This window comes from Streptomyces sp. KM273126 (genome assembly GCF_004337435.2).
GTDB classification, from domain to species: Bacteria; Actinomycetota; Actinomycetes; order Streptomycetales; family Streptomycetaceae; genus Streptomyces; species Streptomyces acidicola.
Genome location: NZ_SJXB02000001.1, coordinates 819,526 through 836,124, shown reverse-complemented (window position 1 = coordinate 836,124; position 16,599 = coordinate 819,526). Strand labels below are relative to the sequence as shown.

The window sequence follows — 16,599 nt, the reverse complement described above, 5'->3', positions numbered from 1 at the left end:
CAGCACCCCCCATACGGATCTGAGCACCAGTACGGATCTGAGCACCGGAGCCCAGTGGAGGCGTCATGACACCCCCGAACACAGCCCCCGCATCCAGTAAGGGAGGCCGCTGGATCGAGCACTGGGATCCGGAGGACGAGGCCTTCTGGAACGAGACCGGCGAGAAGGTCGCCCGCCGCAACCTGCTCTTCTCCGTGCTGTCCGAGCACATCGGGTTCTCCATCTGGACCGTGTGGTCGGTGATGGTGCTCTTCATGGGCCCCGAGTACGGGCTCACCCCGGCCGACAAGTTCTTCATCGTGTCCATGGCCACGCTGGTCGGCGCCGTCGTGCGTGTCCCCTACACCTTCGCGGTCGCCCTCTTCGGCGGGCGGAACTGGACGATCGTCTCCGCGAGCCTGCTGCTCGTGCCGACCGTCGCCGCGTTCGTCGTGATGGAGCCGGGGACCTCGTTCACCACGTTCCTGGTGTGCGCCATGCTCGCCGGTATCGGCGGTGGCAACTTCGCCTCCAGCATGACCAACATCAACGCCTTCTTCCCGCTCCGCAAGAAGGGCTGGGCGCTCGGCCTCAACGCCGGCGGCGGCAACATCGGCGTGCCGGTCGTACAGCTCGTCGGCCTCGCCGTGATCGGTGCCGGCGGCGGTCCGCGGGTGCTGCTCGGGATCTACATCCCGTTCATCGTCGTCGCCGCCGTCCTCGCCGCCCTCAGGATGGACAACATCGCGTCGCTGAAGAACGACACCGGTGCCGCCAAGGAGTCCGTCAAGGACGCCCACACCTGGATCATGTCCTTCCTCTACATCGGCACCTTCGGCTCCTTCATCGGCTACAGCTTCGCCTTCGGCCTGGTCCTGCAGACCCAGTTCGGCCGTACGCCGCTGCAGGCCGCCTACGTCACCTTCATCGGCCCGCTGCTGGGCTCGCTGATCCGGCCCGTGGGCGGCGCGCTCGCCGACCGCTACGGCGGCGCGCGGATCACCCTGTGGAACTACGTCGCCATGGCCGCGGCCACCGGGGTCATCGTCATCGCGTCCATGCAGAAGTCGCTGCCGCTGTTCACCACCGCGTTCATCGCGCTCTTCGTGCTCAGCGGACTCGGCAACGGCTCGACCTTCAAGATGATCCCGGGCATCTTCCAGGCCAAGGCCCTCGCCAAGGGGCTCCAGGGCGAGGAGGCGGCCGCGTACGGGCGCCGGCTGTCCGGGGCGTCCATGGGCATCATCGGAGCGGTGGGCGCGCTCGGCGGCCTCGGCATCAACCTCGCGTTCCGCCAGTCCTTCCTCACCGTCGGAACGGGTACCGGTGCCTTCGTCTCCTTCCTCGCCTTCTACGGGGTCTGCTTCGTGGTCACCTGGGCCGTATACCTTCGCCGCCCGGCGGGCGCCAAGGCCGAGACCGCGGCCGCGACCGAGGCGAAGCCGCGGCTCAGCTACGCGGAGGTGTGATGACGGTTACGCGCATCCGGTATCCATCCGGTATCTCTCCGGTGTCCCGGTGTCTTTGCGCGAGGCGGTATCGGTAACACCGCCGACATGAAGCCGAACCGAGTCTGTCATGCGCCGTTGACAGGCTCGTTCGGCACGTAAGTGCTGCACCAGTGCTGCAACGACTCGACTGCGGGACGAGACATGGACGACGAACAGCAGCGACCAGCAGACCACGGGCCCCTCGCCGGGTTCACCGTGGGCGTGACGGCCGCGCGACGGGCCGACGAGCTCGGAGCCCTGCTCCAGCGGCGCGGCGCGTCCGTCCTCCATGCGCCGGCGCTGCGCATCGTGCCGCTCGCCGACGACAGCGAGCTGCTCGCCGCGACCAAGGAACTGCTCGACCAGGCCCCTGACGTCGTGGTGGCCGCCACCGCCATCGGCTTCCGTGGCTGGATCGAGGCCGCCGACGGCTGGGGACTCGGTGAGGATCTGCTGGCCCGGCTGCGCGAGGTGGAACTGCTCGCGCGCGGGCCCAAGGTGAAGGGCGCGATCCGGGCCGCCGGGCTGACCGAGGAGTGGTCGCCGTCCTCGGAGTCCATGGCCGAGGTGCTCGACCGGCTGCTGGAGGAGGGCGTCGACGGGCGCCGTATCGCCGTGCAGTTGCACGGCGAGCCGCTGCCGGGGTTCGTGGAGGCGTTGCGGGCCGGGGGAGCGGAGGTGGTGGGCGTGCCCGTCTACCGCTGGATGCCGCCGGAGGACATCGGTCCCGTCGACCGTCTGCTGGACGCGACGGTCGGCCGTGGCCTGGACGCGCTGACGTTCACCAGTGCCCCTGCGGCGGCGTCGCTGTTGTCGCGGGCGGAGGAGCGGGGGTTGCTGTCCGAACTGCTCGCCGCGTTGAACCATGACGTGCTGCCCGCGTGTGTGGGGCCGGTCACCGCGCTGCCGTTGCAGGCGCGGGGCGTGGACACGGTCCAGCCCCAGCGGTTTCGGCTGGGGCCGTTGGTGCAGTTGCTGTGCCAGGAGCTGCCCGGGCGTGCTCGTGCGCTGCCCGTCGCCGGGCATCGCGTGGAGATCCGGGGCCATGCGGTGATGGTGGACGGGGTCCTCCGTCCTGTGCCGCCTGCCGGGATGTCCCTGCTGCGGGCGCTGTGCCGGCGGCCGGGGTGGGTGGTCGGCCGGGCGGAGCTGCTGCGTGCGCTGCCCGGGGCCGGGCGGGACGAGCACGCCGTGGAGACGGCCATGGCGCGGCTGCGGACGGCGCTGGGTACCCCGAAGCTGATCCAGACCGTGGTCAAGCGCGGGTACCGGCTGGCACTGGACCCGGCCACGGACTCGAAGTACGCGGACGCCTGATCGGCGGCGTCTTGGTCTTGGTGGGAGTCGGCTTTCCCGCCGTCGTGGCTTGGCCGCCTACGCGGTTGTTCGTGGGTCGGGGGCGCGCCGGAAGGTCTCCGTCCTCGGTCCGGCGGTTCTGTGGGGTGCGATGTTCTCGGCGGCGGACGCCGGCCGCTGCGGGCGGACACCTCCCGGCACACCCCCTTACGTCCGTACGCGGCCGCCGGGCGCGTCGGGGCGGGCGCCGCCCACGTCGCTTTCGGTGCGGCGATGAGTACGGGGCTCGTGGTGCGTTGCAGCGATGAGTACGGGGCTTGCGGTGCGTTGCAGCGATGAGTACGGGGCTTGCGGTGCGTTGCGGCGATGAGTACGGGGCTTGCGGTGCGTTGCGGCGACGGGCGCGCCCGCGCTTTCAAGGGGCGCGGGGCTGTGTTGGATATGCGGCTCCGCCGCGTGGGCGCGACCAGCCACCACGAACCCGCAGCCGCCCACGGACAGAAACCCGGCAGACGAGATCGCACCCGGTCAACCCCCGGGGGGAGTCGGCCCGGACTGTGGAGGGTACGAACCCCTCGCACGGCGTTCGGTTTCGCCGACTCCAAGGCGGTGACAGGCACATGGCATTGGGTACGGCCACAGCCTCGTACGAGCCGCGTTTCGACTGTGGACGGCTCTGCCTGGATCTCCTCGCGACCACGCACCCCGAGGAGCAGCTGCACTCGGTGGAGCGGCTGCGGGCATGGATCGCGGGGGCGGGCTGCGTGCCGCCGGGGACCCAACTGGTGGGTACCGACGTGTCCTGGCTCGTGGACTTCCGTGAACTGCGGGACCACATAGGGCAGACGGTGCGGTGGGAACCCGGCCTCGACCCGCGTTTCTTCGAGCTCGCGCTCGCCCGGATCAACACGTTCGCGCGGGCGGCGACCCCCGCCCCCCGGGCCGTACGGACGGCGGACGGGACGCTCGTCAGGTCGCTCGACGGCGCCCCCGGTCGCGCGGCGCTGCTCGCGGTGGTCGCCCGGGACGCCGTGGAGTTGCTCACCGATCCGGTGGCGTGCGCGAGCCTTCGGCAGTGCGCCGGGGACAACTGCCGCATCGTGTACGTCGACACATCCCGTGGGCGTCGGCGCCGGTGGTGCTCCAGTGAGACGTGCGGCAACCGTGAACGGGTGGCCCGGCACCGGAGGCGGGCGGCGTTGGCCCGGGCGTAGGGGCTGTCCGGCGACGCTGCCGCACTGCGGGGCTTGCCCCTGTTCATCCCTTACTGCCAGCCCTTCTCACTGGTTGTCAACTTCCTTGTGGCTCGTGTCAGTTGGGGCCCGCTCGTGGTCCTGTGAAGAGCTAAACGTGTCGAGTTTCACAGCATGGATTCATCTCTTCACAATTCCCGCCAACCTGTACCGCGATTGCTCCGGAATTAGGGCTCTTGTCCCCTCGCCGCGCCCCAAGTCACCCCCGGATCAGCAAAGTTGTGGCCCCGCGTTGAACACAGTCCTGGTTACCTACGTAACTCGTGATGAGCGACCGACTGGGGGAACCCCCGGACACCGGAGGTAACCGTGCGCAAGGATTCCGCTGTGGCTGATGAACGCCCGCACAGGGCACGACATCGCGCGTCACAGTCCTCGGAGCCTGACGAGGAGCTGATGCGCGCGCTTTACCGCGAACACGCGGGACCATTGCTCGCGTATGTGCTGCGGCTGGTCGCAGGCGACCGGCAGCGCGCCGAGGACGTCGTGCAGGAGACGCTCATCCGTGCCTGGAAGAATGCCGGTCAGCTCAATCGAGCGACCGGTTCGGTACGCCCCTGGCTGGTGACGGTCGCACGCCGCATCGTCATCGACGGCCACCGCAGCCGGCAGGCCCGGCCGCAGGAGGTCGACCCGTCGCCGCTGGAGGTCATACCCGCGGAGGACGAGATCGACAAGGCGTTGTGGCTGATGACACTCTCGGATGCGCTGGACGACCTGACCCCTGCTCACAGGGAGGTCCTGGTCGAGACGTACTTCAAAGGGCGTACGGTCAATGAGGCGGCCGAAACGCTCGGCATCCCCAGTGGAACGGTGCGCTCACGGGTGTTCTACGCCCTGCGGTCGATGAAGCTGGCTCTGGAGGAGCGCGGGGTGACGGCATGACGAATGTCTACGGGGGTTACGGAACCGGGGGCTCCGGTCCCGTTGGAGGGGCCCCACAGGGGGGACCCGGTGACATCCACGAAACCGTGGGCGCGTACGCCCTCGGAATCCTGGAGGACGCCGAGGCGACCCAGTTCGAGGCGCATCTCGCCACGTGCGACTGGTGCGCCCAGCAACTCGACGAGCTGGCCGGAATGGAACCGATGCTGGCCGCGCTCGCGGACCTGCCCGGGGCGCAGGGCAGTCCCGGTATCGGAGAGTCGTTGGCGGCGAAGCCCAGCCCGCAGCTCGCGGACCGGCTCGTCGGCGAGGTCGTCGAGCACCGGGCCAAGAGGAGCCGGCGGAACTTCTTCGCGCTGGCGGCCGGTATCGCGGCGATCGTCGCCGGTCCGACCGCCGTCTTCGCGACCACGAGCGGCGACGACTCGTCCGGCACCGTCCAGGCCGAAGGGCACACCAAGAGTGCCAGCCCCGCCAAGGACGCCTTCGAGGTCATGACCGACAAGGTCACGGGCACCGACAAGTCCACCGACGTCAGCGCCACGATTGCCACGGAGCCCAAGGCATGGGGCACCCACGCAGTCCTGGAGCTGTCGAACGTCAAGGGGCCGGAGAAGTGCTCCCTGATCGCGGTCGGCAAGAACGGCGAGCGAGAGACGGCGACCACCTGGGCGGTTCCGCCACGGGGCTACGGCATCAAGAACGCCACGGACCCCGCGGCCAAGGAGCCGCTGTACACGCACGGCGGCCTGGCCATGGACGCGAACGAGATCGACTACTTCGAGGTCATGACCTTCGAGGGCAAGAAGCTCGTCAAGGTCAACATGTAGGTCGATACGTAGTCACTGTGCAGGTCGATACGCGGGTCGATGTGCAGGACGTGCGGGAATCTGAAGGGCCCCGGTCGCAGAGCTCGTGGTGGTTCTGCGGCGGGGCCGTGAACACACCCCGGGCGGGCGCATGGCGTCCCGGGGTCCCCTTCGCGTACGGTTGACGGCTGCCCAGCACGTCAGAAGGGGGCCCGGTGGCCGCTCAGGTTCAACAGGAAACCGCGCTCGGCTCGGTTCACGACTCCGTCCGTGAGCGCGAGATCAGCGTCGAACAGGAACACCTGGACCAGGTGTACCGGCGCCTTGACGAGAAGATCCACGAGGCGGAGTTCCTGATGAACGACGCGGCCAAGCGCGGCCACGTCGGCACGCCCGGTGCGCTCGCCGAGCGGGACGCCCAGGTCTTCCGGGCCGGTGTCCACCTGAACCGGCTCCACAACGAGTACGAGGACTTCCTCTTCGGGCGGATCGACCTGCTGCTCGGCAAGGACGGCGAGAAGGGCCCGGACGGCGCCTACACAGCCGTGGAACCCGCCGAGGGCGCGGTGCGCGAGGACGGTACGGCCGACATCGCCGAGACCCTGCACATCGGGCGCATCGGAGTGCTGGACGAGGAGTACGCCCCGTTGGTCATCGACTGGCGGGCGCCCGCGGCCGCTCCCTTCTACCGGTCCACTCCCGTCGATCCCGGACGGGTCGTACGGCGTCGCGTGATCCGTTCCAAGGGGCGCCGAGTGCTCGGCGTCGAGGACGACCTGATGCGGCCCGAGCTCAAGGCCCGCCTGGACGGGCACGAGCTGGCCGTGATCGGCGACGGCGCGCTGATGGCCGCCCTGGGGCAGGCGCGCAGCCACACCATGCGGGACATCGTCTCCTCCATCCAGGCGGAGCAGGACCTCGTCATCCGCGCGCCCGCCGCCTCGGTGACGTACGTCGAGGGCGGGCCGGGCACCGGGAAGACGGCCGTCGCACTGCACCGGGCCGCGTACCTGCTGTACCAGGACCGGCGCCGGTACGCGGGCGGCATCCTGATCGTCTCGCCGACCCCGCTGCTCGTCGCCTACACGGAGGGCGTGCTGCCCTCGCTCGGCGAGGAGGGACAGGTCGCCATCCGCGCGATCGGGTCCCTGGTCGACGGCGCCGAGGCCACGCTGTACGACGCGCCGTCCGTGGCCCGCGCCAAGGGCTCGTACCGCATGCTGAAGGTGCTGCGGAAGGCGGCGCGGGGCGCCCTGGAGCTGAACGATCCGCCGGGCCGGCTGCGCGTCGTCGCCTTCGGGCGGCGGCTCGAACTGGAGGCCGGCGAGCTGGAGGCGATCCGGCGCACCGCGCTCAGCGGGACCGCCCCCGTCAACCTGCTGCGCCCGCGCGCCCGCCGACTGCTCCTGGACGCCCTGTGGGCGCGGTCCGGAGCGGCGACCCGCCACACCGACCCCGAGCTCGCCGCCGAGCTGCGGTCGTCGTTCGACGAGGACATCACGGGTGAGGACGACTTCGTCGCCTTCCTCGACGCCTGGTGGCCCGAGCTGACCCCGCGCCGGGTGCTGGACGCCATGGCCGACGAGCGGCGGCTGGCGCGCTGGGCCCGCCGGATCCTCACCCCCGGCGAGGTGCGCCGCGTCGCCCGCTCACTGAAGCGCGACGGGCTGTCGGTGCACGACGTCGCGATGCTGGACGAACTGCGGGCCGTCCTCGGCCTGCCCGCCCGCCCGAAGAAGAAGCGCGAGCTCGACCCCCTCGACCAGCTCACCGGCCTCGACGAGCTCATGCCCGTACGCGAGGAGTCGCAGCGCGAGCGCGCCGAGCGCCTGGCCCAGGAGCGGACCGAGTACACGCACGTCATCGTCGACGAGGCCCAGGACCTGACCCCCATGCAGTGGCGGATGGTGGGCCGGCGGGGACGCCACGCCACCTGGACGGTCGTCGGCGACCCCGCCCAGTCGTCCTGGTCCGACCCGGACGAGGCGGCCGAGGCACGGGACGAGGCCCTGGGCACCCGCCCGCGCCGCCGCTTCACCCTCACCGTGAACTACCGCAACCCCGCCGAGATCGCCGAGCTGGCGTCAAAGGTGCTCGCGCTGGCGATGCCGGGCTCCCCGTCCCCGTCGGCCGTCCGGTCGACCGGCGTCGAGCCGCGTTTTGTGGCAACGAACAAGGGACAGAGCACGGCCGGACGGGAGTCGCTCGCCCGTACGGTCCGCGAGGAGGCCGCGCGGCTGCTGGACCGTGTCGACGGCACGGTGGGCGTCGTCGTCGCCATGAACCGGCGCGAGGAGGCGGCCCGCTGGCTCGCCGGCCTCGGCGACCGCGTCGTGGCACTCGGCAGCCTGGAGGCCAAGGGCCTGGAGTACGACGCCACGGTCGTCGTCTCGCCCGCCGAGATCGCCGACGAGTCCCCGGCGGGACTGCGCGTGCTGTACGTGGCGCTCACCCGGGCGACCCAGCAGCTCACCGTGGTCTCGGGCGAGCGGGACGAACCGGACGCGCACGGGGTGCCGGATCTGCTGCGCGACTGAGGCAGGGCCGTGACAGGGCCGACAGATGAACTCCTGCTACGGGAATGGCCTTGCGGGATCTGTTTGTTAGCCTTGGTGTGGCACCGGCTCGATCCAAGCCCCCGGGCCCAACCTTCGTCGCTTCGAGCGACCACTTGCCGCGAGGCGAGCATGGCGGGTCGGTGCCACTGAGCGTGCGAGAGGCTCACATCGCCTGGTGATGTGAGCCTCTTTCGTTGGCCCGAACCGGCTTGATCTCGCTCGATCTCGCTTGATCAACGAACAAAACGTTCGCAATCCGAGGGCGGCTACCACGTACTCCGTAGTAGGTGCGACGATCGGACGGCATCACCCAGCTCCAGCTGAAAGCAGAGGAAGTCGGTCATGGCTACGGCGCCCAGCGTCTCCTACTCGATGACGGTCCGGCTGGAGGTGCCCGCGAGCGGAACCGCGGTCTCCCAGCTCACCACGGCCGTCGAGTCCCACGGAGGCTCGGTCACCGGCCTCGACGTCACCGCCTCCGGGCACGAGAAGCTCCGCATCGACGTCACCATCGCCGCCACCTCCACCGCCCACGCCGACGAGATCGTCGAGCAGCTCCGCGGCATCGAGGGCGTGACGCTCGGCAAGGTCTCCGACCGTACGTTCCTCATGCACCTCGGTGGCAAGATCGAGATGGCGTCGAAGCACCCCATCCGCAACCGTGACGACCTGTCCATGGTCTACACGCCGGGCGTGGCCCGCGTCTGCATGGCGATCGCGGAGAACCCCGAGGACGCGCGCCGCCTGACCATCAAGCGCAACTCCGTTGCGGTCGTGACGGACGGCTCCGCCGTGCTGGGCCTCGGGAACATCGGCCCCAAGGCCGCCCTCCCCGTCATGGAGGGCAAGGCGGCCCTCTTCAAGCGGTTCGCCGGCATCGACGCCTGGCCGATCTGCCTGGACACCCAGGACACCGACGCCATCGTCGAGATCGTCAAGGCGATCGCCCCCGGCTTCGCCGGCATCAACCTGGAGGACATCTCCGCGCCCCGCTGCTTCGAGATCGAGGCGCGGCTGCGCGAGGCCCTCGACATCCCCGTCTTCCACGACGACCAGCACGGCACCGCGATCGTCGTGCTCGCCGCCCTGAAGAACGCACTGCGTGTCGCGGGCAAGTCGATCGGCGACATCCGTGTCGTCATGTCGGGCGCCGGCGCGGCCGGCACGGCCATCCTCAAGCTGCTCCTCGCGGCCGGCGTGAAGAACGCCGTCGTGGCCGACATCCACGGTGTCGTCCACAGCGACCGCGAAGACCTGGTGAACGCCGCCTCGGACTCGCCGCTGCGCTGGATCGCCGACAACACCAACCCCGAGGGCCTCACCGGCACGCTCAAGGAGGCCGTGCGCGGCGCCGACGTCTTCATCGGCGTCTCCGCCCCGAACGTGCTCGACGGCGACGACGTGGCCGCCATGGCCGAGGACGCCATCGTGTTCGCGCTCGCGAACCCCGACCCCGAGGTCGACCCGGCGGTCGCCCGGCAGACGGCGGGGGTCGTAGCCACGGGCCGTTCCGACTTCCCGAACCAGATCAACAACGTGCTGGTCTTCCCGGGTGTCTTCCGCGGTCTGCTGGACGCGCAGTCCCGCACCGTCAACACCGAGATGATGCTGGCCGCCGCGACCGCCCTCGCTGACGTCGTCACCGAGGACGAGCTCAACCCGAACTACATCATCCCCAGCGTCTTCAACGACAAGGTCGCCGGCGCGGTGGCCGGGGCGGTCCGGGACGCGGCGAAGGCGGCCGGGGCGACGGTCTGAGCCGACCGCACAGCCGTTCGTACAGCTGTGCTCCGAGCCGGGCGCGACGTGGCCACTGTGACAGTGGCCACGGCCCGGCCCGCCACGGCGCGTCGCGGAACACCGGGTCCGGGGTCCCCTTTAGGGTGGCGGCTGGGTCCAGGCCTGTCGGGACCTGCGGTGCGCGGCCGGGGGTGAACGGAGCGTCACCACGCCGATGCCGTGGCGCTTTCCGTGTGACTCCCAAGGGTGTTCGTGTGACTCCCAGGGGTGCCGGATTGGCTTTACCGCCGCAGGTAGAGGCAGGATGCGTCCCTGGGCGCGAGGGTCTGAGGAAGGACCCGGGTGCGGGGACCCACCGAGGATCCTGGCAGCATCGGCTTCGGTGCCCACCATGCGGCTCCGCCGCGTGGCACGCCTCAACGGCAAGAAAACACGGGAGTAACAACATGAACCGCAGTGAGCTGGTGGCCGCGCTGGCCGACCGTGCCGAGGTGACCCGCAAGGACGCCGACGCCGTGCTGGCCGCGTTCGCCGAGACCGTCGGCGAGATCGTCGCCAAGGGCGACGAGAAGGTCACCATCCCTGGCTTCCTGACCTTCGAGCGCACCCACCGTGCCGCTCGCACCGCGCGCAACCCGCAGACCGGCGACCCCATCCAGATCCCGGCCGGCTACAGCGTGAAGGTCTCCGCGGGCTCCAAGCTCAAGGAAGCCGCCAAGGGCAAGTGACCCTGCTCCTCGTACACCACGGGACGGCGTACGAGGCCCAGCAACGCCACAGGGGCGGCCCCCCGGCTCGGGAGGCCGCCCCTTCGGCGTACACGGACGGTGGCTGCTAGCCGAGCGCCTTGCCCGGCAGCTCCACCTTCGCGCCCAGTTCCACGAGCTTCTCCATGCTGTGCTTATCCGGGGGATAACCCCCGGACCCCCAGCCGGAAGCAGCGCGGGCGGCGCCCTAGCCGAGCGCCTTGCCCGGCAGCTCCACCTTCGCGCCCAGTTCCACGAGCTTCTCCATGAAGTTCTCGTAGCCGCGGTTGATCAGGTCGATGCCGTGGACGCGGGACGTGCCCTGGGCGGCGAGGGCCGCGATCAGGTACGAGAAGCCGCCGCGGAGGTCGGGGATGACCAGGTCGGCGCCCTGGAGCTTGGTGGGGCCGGAGACGACCGCGGAGTGCAGGAAGTTGCGCTGGCCGAAGCGGCAGTCGGAGCCGCCGAGGCACTCGCGGTAGAGCTGGATGTGGGCACCCATCTGGTTCAGGGCCGAGGTGAAGCCGAGCCGCGACTCGTAGACCGTCTCGTGGATGATCGACAGGCCCGTGGCCTGGGTGAGGGCCACGACCAGCGGCTGCTGCCAGTCGGTCTGGAAGCCGGGGTGGACGTCCGTCTCCAGGGCGATGGACTTCAGCTGGCCGCCGGGGTGCCAGAAGCGGATGCCGTTGTCGTCGATCTCGAAGGCGCCGCCGACCTTCCGGTAGGTGTTCAGGAAGGTCATCATCGAGCGCTGCTGGGCGCCGCGGACGTAGATGTTGCCCTCGGTCGCCAGCGCGGCGGACGCCCAGGAGGCGGCCTCCAGGCGGTCCGGGAGCGCCCGGTGCGTGTAGCCGCCGAGCTTGTCGACGCCCGTGATCCGGATCGTGCGGTCGGTGTCCATCGCGATGATGGCGCCCATCTTCTGCAGCACGCAGATGAGGTCCTCGATCTCCGGCTCTATGGCCGCGTTCGAGAGCTCCGTCACACCCTCCGCGAGGACGGCGGTCAGCAGCACCTGCTCGGTGGCGCCGACGGACGGGTACGGCAGCGCGATCTTGGTGCCGCGCAGCCGCCGCGGCGCCTCCAGGTACTGTCCGTCCGCCCGCTTCTCGATCTTCGCGCCGAACTGCCGCAGCACCTCGAAGTGGAAGTCGATGGGCCGGCCGCCGATGTCACAGCCGCCGAGGCCGGGGATGAACGCGTGGCCGAGGCGGTGCAGCAGCGGGCCGCAGAACAGGATCGGGATGCGCGACGAACCGGCGTGGGCGTCGATGTCGGCGACGTTCGCGCTCTCCACGTGTGACGGGTCCATCACCAGTTCGCCCGGCTCCTCACCCGGACGGACCGTTACCCCGTGCAGCTGGAGCAACCCGCGTACGACACGGACGTCGCGGATATCCGGAACGTTGCGCAGCCGGCTCGGAGCACTGCCGAGCAGCGCCGCGACCATGGCCTTCGGTACGAGGTTCTTCGCACCGCGGACCCGGATCTCGCCCTCCAGCGGGGTTCCGCCGTGAACAAGCAGTACGTCGTCAGAGCCGTTGACGGTCATGAATCTCGCGTTCCGTGGAGTCGGTCAGTTGTCTCGGCAGGCGATCGGCAGACCGGTGGTGCGGGAGCCGAAGCGGCATGAGCCGATGAGCAAGCGTAATGGCCGCCTACCCCCCTTCAGTAAGCCCAAGGGTCTCCCAGGGACGTCATAGATTCGCCACAACACGAACCGTTCCCCGTCGGGCACACGGCGTCACGAGTGAAACGGTCGACGGCGGTGTGCGCGGGGGGCGCCCCCGTGCGCCCTGAACTGCAAGCCTGCGGGTGCGGAGATTGGCTCCCCGCACACGGGCAAGATGCGGGATCATGTCTGGCATGACCGAGGTGTCCTCGCTCACAGGGCGGCTGCTCGTGGCCACGCCGGCCCTGGCGGACCCGAACTTCGACCGCGCGGTGGTGCTCCTCCTCGACCACGACGAGGAGGGCTCGCTCGGCGTGGTCCTCAACCGGCCGACCCCGGTGGACGTCGGCGACATCCTGGAGGGCTGGGCGGACCTCACGGGGGAGCCCGGCGTCGTCTTCCAGGGCGGACCGGTCTCGCTCGACTCGGCGCTCGGCGTCGCGGTGATCCCCGGCGGGACGTCCGCCGAGCGCGCCCCCCTGGGCTGGCGGCGCGTGCACGGCGCGATCGGCCTGGTCGACCTGGAGGCCCCGCCGGAGCTGCTGGCCTCGGCGGTCGGCTCGCTGCGGATCTTCGCAGGTTACGCGGGCTGGGGGCCCGGCCAGCTGGAGGACGAACTCGTCGAAGGAGCCTGGTACGTCGTCGAGTCCGAGCCCGGAGACGTCTCCTCGCCCTCCCCGGAGAGACTCTGGCGCTCGGTCCTGCGCCGTCAGCGCAGCGAGCTTGCGATGGTGGCGACGTACCCGGACGACCCGTCGCTCAACTGATGTCTCCGCGCTTCAGTACCCTTGCGCTATGAGCACTCTTGAGCCCGAGCGCGGAACTGGTACGGGGACCCTCGTCGAGCCGACGCCGCAGACGTCGCACGGCAGCGGTGACCACGAGCGCTTCGCGCACTATGTCCAGAAGGACAAGATCATGGCGAGCGCCCTCGACGGCACGCCCGTCGTGGCCCTCTGCGGCAAGGTGTGGGTGCCGGGCCGCGACCCGAAGAAGTACCCCGTGTGCCCGATGTGCAAGGAGATCTACGACTCCATGGGCTCCGGGGACGAGGGCGGCGACGACAAGTAGAGCCCGGGCCGCCCTCGCCCTCGCCCTGGGAGGGCGCGTGCCTGAGGGTGAGGGCGGACGGGACAGCCGTCGCGAGCATGGCCGCGGTGCCCCGGTGCGGGTGCCGCGGTTCTGTCGTACCTGAGGGCGGGTGGGGCGGCGGACCTCGGGGGTCACGGGGGTGGGGCCGGGAGCCGGCTGTGCGGATCGAGGTGTCGGCCGCGCGGTTCGGGGAGCTGTGCACCGGCCGCCATGGAGCCGTCAGGAGCCGCCAGGAGTCGCCAGGAAGGGGCGGGCGGCGAAACCGGGGTGACCGGCTGGTCGCGGGGTTCTGAACGGCTCGTTTCCGACCCGGACCGTGTGGCACAAGTGCCGTTGGCCATACGGTGGTTGATCGCATCGTCTCTGTCCGCGCGCCGTGCGGCGAGTCACGCATGCCCGCATCGCGCCCGCACCGTGCTCCGTCGCGCGGAATGCCCCCGCCGGTCACAGAGTGGTTGAGACCTCTTGTGGGCATGTTCATGTACTCCCTAACCTCCGGTGTGTTGTACAGAGCGAAACCGTCATTGCGCATGTTGCAACGCCCTCCGGAGGAAAGCTCCATGAAGCTCGCTGTCAGAACGGGCCGCAGCGCCCGGACGTCCCGCACGGCCCGAATGGCCGCCCCCGTGGCGGCACTTGTGATCGCGGGGCTCACCGCCACCGCCTGCGCGCCCCAGACCTCCGACAACTCCTCCTCCGGCAAGGACGAGAAGACCGGCACCCTGCGCGTCTGGCTCTTCCAGGAAGTCACCAACAAGCCGAAGGAACAGGTCGTCGACGAGACGATCGCCGCCTTCAGGAAGGCCCACGACGACGTCAAGGTCACCGTGGAGTACATCCCGGTCGAGACCCGCGCCCAGCGGATCAAGGCGGCGTTCAACGACCCCAAGAGCGCTCCGGACCTCATGGAGTTCGGCAACACGGACACCGCGGGCTATGTGAAGGACGGCGGACTCCTCGACGTCACCGAGGAGTTCACCGAGTGGGCCGACGCCAAGGACTCCGACCCGACGGCCAAGCAGTCCGTGACGGTCGACGGGCAGATCTACGGCGCGCCCTTCTTCGTCGGTGTCCGCGCCCTCTACTACCGCACGGACGTCTTCGAGGAGCTGGGTCTCGAACCCCCCACGTCACAGTCCGAGTTGATCGAGACGGCCCGCAAGATCCGCGCGGCCAGGCCGGATCTGTACGGTCTCGCCGTCGGCGGTGCCTACACGTTCGGCGCGATGCCGTTCGTCTGGGCCGACGGGGGTGAGATCGCGAAGGGCAAGGGCGGGTCGTACGCGTCGAGCATCGACAGCGCGGCATCCCAGAAGGGCATCAAGGCGTACACCTCGCTCTTCGGCGACGACAACTGTCCGGCCGCCAAGTGCGCGGGCATGGGCGGCAACGACACGGTCACCGCGTTCGCCTCCGGCAAGGCGGGCATGGCGATCGGCGGTGACTTCAACTACGCGGCGGTCGAGGCCGGCAAGGTCAAGGGCAAGTTCGCGGTCGTACCGCTGCCGGGGGTGGAGGAGGGCTCGATCGCGCCGGCCTTCGCGGGCGGCAACAACATCGGCGTCCTGAAGAGCACCACGCACCGCACGCTCGCCGTGGACCTGATGGAGCGGCTGGCGTCGAAGAAGACGCAGGGCGAACTCTTCGACGCCATGGGCTTCCTGCCGACGTACACCGACGTGCGCGCGGACGTCGCCAGGAAGGAGCCGCACATCGGGCCCTTCGTGAAGACGCTGTCCGCGGACACCAAGTTCGTTCCCGCCTCGTCGGCCTGGTCCCAGATCGACGCCTCGCTCGTGCTGCCGACGATGTTCCAGGAGATCGTCAGCGGCAAGAAGGACGTGGCGGCCGCCTCGAAGGACGCGGCGAACAAGATGAACGACGCGTTCAGCTCCGCTGGGTGACCCCGATGGCGGACCGTACGGACCGTGCTGTCCCGGCGGCGGGGCCGACCGGCCACGAGCACGGCACCCCTGTCGGCACCGACGACCACGACGTGCGGAACCCCACCGCCGCGGGCCCGGAGCCGGGCGGTGGGCAGGGTGGTGTCGCGGGGGTGGCGGGTCTCGTCGGGGCCTCGGCAGGCGGCCGGTCGGCAAACGGCCGGTCGGCAGGCGGCCGGTCGACGGGAGGTTGGTCGATGAAGGGCCGGGCGGCCGAGGGGCGCCGTGGTGGTTCCCGGTCGCGTGGCGGCTGGACGCCCTGGCTGTATCTCGCGCCCGCTCTCGTCGTTCTCGGCGGGCTGTTGGTCTACCCGATCTACCAGCTCGGGCTCATCTCGTTCCTCCAGTACACGCAGGCGCAGGTCAGCGGCGGGCAGCCCACGACCTTCCAGGGCTTCGGGAACTACACGACCCTCTTCGGGGACCCGGAGTTCTGGCAGGTGCTGCTGGCCACCGTGCTGTTCGCGGGGGCCTGTGTGGTGTCCACGCTGGTTGTCGGATGCGCGCTCGCGGTGCTGCTGACGCGCGTACGCGCCCTGCCGCGGCTGGCGTTGATGCTGGCCGCGCTCGGCGCGTGGGCGACCCCGGCGATCACCGGCTCGACGGTCTGGCTGTTTCTCTTCGACCCCGACTTCGGGCCGGTCAACGGGGTGCTGGGGCTCGGAGACCACTCGTGGACGTACGGGCGGTTCAGCGCCTTCTTCCTCGTCCTGCTCGAAGTGGTGTGGTGCTCCTTCCCGTTCGTGATGGTGACGGTGTACGCGGGCATCCGCGCCGTACCCACCGAGGTCCTGGAGGCCGCCGCGCTGGACGGTGCCTCGCAGTGGCGGATCTGGCGGTCGGTGCTCACGCCGATACTCCGCCCGATCCTGACCGTCGTCACCATCCAGTCGGTGATCTGGGACTTCAAGGTCTTCACACAGATCTACGTCATGACGAACGGCGGCGGTATCGCCGGGCAGAACCTCGTACTGAACGTGTACGCCTACCAGAAGGCGTTCGCGTCGTCCGAGTACAGCCTCGGCTCGGCGATCGGCGTGATCATGCTGCTCATTCTGCTGGCGATCACGCTCGTGTATTTGAGGCTGCTGCGCAGACAGGGGGAGGAGAGTTGAGTTCCCTGGGTTCCGTGA

Annotated in this window: 13 protein-coding genes; 12 read left to right on the top strand and 1 reads right to left on the bottom strand. The window is 69.9% G+C overall.

Annotation, left to right across the window (positions count from 1 at the left end; all coding sequences use genetic code 11):
* The first annotated feature begins 65 nt into the window (after positions 1–65).
* From E0500_RS03540 to E0500_RS03505, 8 genes are all read left to right on the top strand, one after another.
* Entirely contained in the window at positions 66–1,448 is a 1,383-nt protein-coding gene (locus tag E0500_RS03540) for a NarK/NasA family nitrate transporter (protein WP_131563150.1), read from the top strand.
* Positions 1,449–1,631: 183 nt separating this feature from the next.
* On the top strand, positions 1,632–2,786 hold the full coding sequence (locus E0500_RS03535) for a uroporphyrinogen-III synthase (RefSeq protein WP_131563149.1): 1,155 nt from the start codon (positions 1,632–1,634) through the stop codon (positions 2,784–2,786).
* Between the two features lie 599 nt (positions 2,787–3,385).
* Positions 3,386–3,979 carry an ABATE domain-containing protein gene (locus tag E0500_RS03530; protein ID WP_131563148.1) on the top strand — a complete coding sequence of 198 codons (594 nt, stop codon included), beginning with the start codon at positions 3,386–3,388 and terminating at the stop codon, positions 3,977–3,979.
* 348 nt (positions 3,980–4,327) lie between these two features.
* Positions 4,328–4,903 (top strand): sigma-70 family RNA polymerase sigma factor, encoded by a 576-nt coding sequence (locus tag E0500_RS03525; RefSeq protein ID WP_131563147.1) that lies wholly within the window; start codon positions 4,328–4,330, stop codon positions 4,901–4,903.
* A complete protein-coding gene (locus tag E0500_RS03520; protein WP_131563146.1) occupies positions 4,900–5,733 on the top strand; it encodes an anti-sigma factor in 834 nt (277 codons plus the stop codon). The genes E0500_RS03525 and E0500_RS03520 overlap by 4 nt, the downstream gene beginning before the upstream one ends.
* Before the next feature lie 194 nt (positions 5,734–5,927).
* Positions 5,928–8,249 carry a UvrD-helicase domain-containing protein gene (locus E0500_RS03515; RefSeq protein WP_131563145.1) on the top strand — a complete coding sequence of 774 codons (2,322 nt, stop codon included), beginning with the start codon at positions 5,928–5,930 and terminating at the stop codon, positions 8,247–8,249.
* A 363-nt stretch (positions 8,250–8,612) separates the two neighbouring features.
* Complete coding sequence (locus E0500_RS03510; protein ID WP_131563144.1) at positions 8,613–10,028, top strand: NAD-dependent malic enzyme; 1,416 nt, start codon at positions 8,613–8,615, stop codon at positions 10,026–10,028.
* A gap of 428 nt (positions 10,029–10,456) precedes the next feature.
* Complete coding sequence (locus E0500_RS03505; RefSeq protein ID WP_007382399.1) at positions 10,457–10,738, top strand: HU family DNA-binding protein; 282 nt, start codon at positions 10,457–10,459, stop codon at positions 10,736–10,738.
* A gap of 226 nt (positions 10,739–10,964) precedes the next feature.
* Here E0500_RS03505 and murA read toward each other — a convergent pair whose 3' ends face one another.
* A complete protein-coding gene (gene murA, locus E0500_RS03500) occupies positions 10,965–12,311 on the bottom strand; it encodes a UDP-N-acetylglucosamine 1-carboxyvinyltransferase (protein ID WP_131563143.1) in 1,347 nt (448 codons plus the stop codon).
* 314 nt (positions 12,312–12,625) lie between these two features.
* Here murA and E0500_RS03495 point away from each other — a divergent pair, with 314 nt between their 5' ends.
* The 4 genes from E0500_RS03495 to E0500_RS03480 all read left to right on the top strand — a co-directional run bounded on the left by E0500_RS03495 (position 12,626) and on the right by E0500_RS03480 (position 16,581).
* A complete protein-coding gene (locus E0500_RS03495) occupies positions 12,626–13,198 on the top strand; it encodes a YqgE/AlgH family protein (protein ID WP_165934975.1) in 573 nt (190 codons plus the stop codon).
* A 28-nt stretch (positions 13,199–13,226) separates the two neighbouring features.
* Entirely contained in the window at positions 13,227–13,502 is a 276-nt protein-coding gene (locus E0500_RS03490; protein WP_131563141.1) for a DUF3039 domain-containing protein, read from the top strand.
* Positions 13,503–14,137: 635 nt separating this feature from the next.
* Positions 14,138–15,427 (top strand): extracellular solute-binding protein, encoded by a 1,290-nt coding sequence (locus E0500_RS03485; RefSeq protein ID WP_258573103.1) that lies wholly within the window; start codon positions 14,138–14,140, stop codon positions 15,425–15,427.
* Between the two features lie 236 nt (positions 15,428–15,663).
* The gene (locus tag E0500_RS03480; protein WP_131569214.1) at positions 15,664–16,581 is read left to right on the top strand and encodes a carbohydrate ABC transporter permease; all 918 of its coding nucleotides are present in this window, start codon (positions 15,664–15,666) and stop codon (positions 16,579–16,581) included.
* Positions 16,582–16,599: the final 18 nt, after the last annotated feature.

What these genes read in the sequence shown, in the direction of transcription:
- E0500_RS03540 (WP_131563150.1), top strand. Translation starts at nt 66, where the DNA reads ATGACACCCCCGAACACAGCCCCCGCATCCAGTAAGGGAGGCCGCTGG.
- E0500_RS03535 (WP_131563149.1), top strand. Translation starts at nt 1,632, where the DNA reads ATGGACGACGAACAGCAGCGACCAGCAGACCACGGGCCCCTCGCCGGG.
- E0500_RS03530 (WP_131563148.1), top strand. Translation starts at nt 3,386, where the DNA reads ATGGCATTGGGTACGGCCACAGCCTCGTACGAGCCGCGTTTCGACTGT.
- E0500_RS03520 (WP_131563146.1), top strand. Translation starts at nt 4,900, where the DNA reads ATGACGAATGTCTACGGGGGTTACGGAACCGGGGGCTCCGGTCCCGTT.
- E0500_RS03510 (WP_131563144.1), top strand. Translation starts at nt 8,613, where the DNA reads ATGGCTACGGCGCCCAGCGTCTCCTACTCGATGACGGTCCGGCTGGAG.
- E0500_RS03505 (WP_007382399.1), top strand. Translation starts at nt 10,457, where the DNA reads ATGAACCGCAGTGAGCTGGTGGCCGCGCTGGCCGACCGTGCCGAGGTG.
- murA (WP_131563143.1), bottom strand. Translation starts at nt 12,311, where the DNA reads ATGACCGTCAACGGCTCTGACGACGTACTGCTTGTTCACGGCGGAACC.
- E0500_RS03495 (WP_165934975.1), top strand. Translation starts at nt 12,626, where the DNA reads ATGACCGAGGTGTCCTCGCTCACAGGGCGGCTGCTCGTGGCCACGCCG.
- E0500_RS03490 (WP_131563141.1), top strand. Translation starts at nt 13,227, where the DNA reads ATGAGCACTCTTGAGCCCGAGCGCGGAACTGGTACGGGGACCCTCGTC.
- E0500_RS03485 (WP_258573103.1), top strand. Translation starts at nt 14,138, where the DNA reads ATGGCCGCCCCCGTGGCGGCACTTGTGATCGCGGGGCTCACCGCCACC.
- E0500_RS03480 (WP_131569214.1), top strand. Translation starts at nt 15,664, where the DNA reads ATGAAGGGCCGGGCGGCCGAGGGGCGCCGTGGTGGTTCCCGGTCGCGT.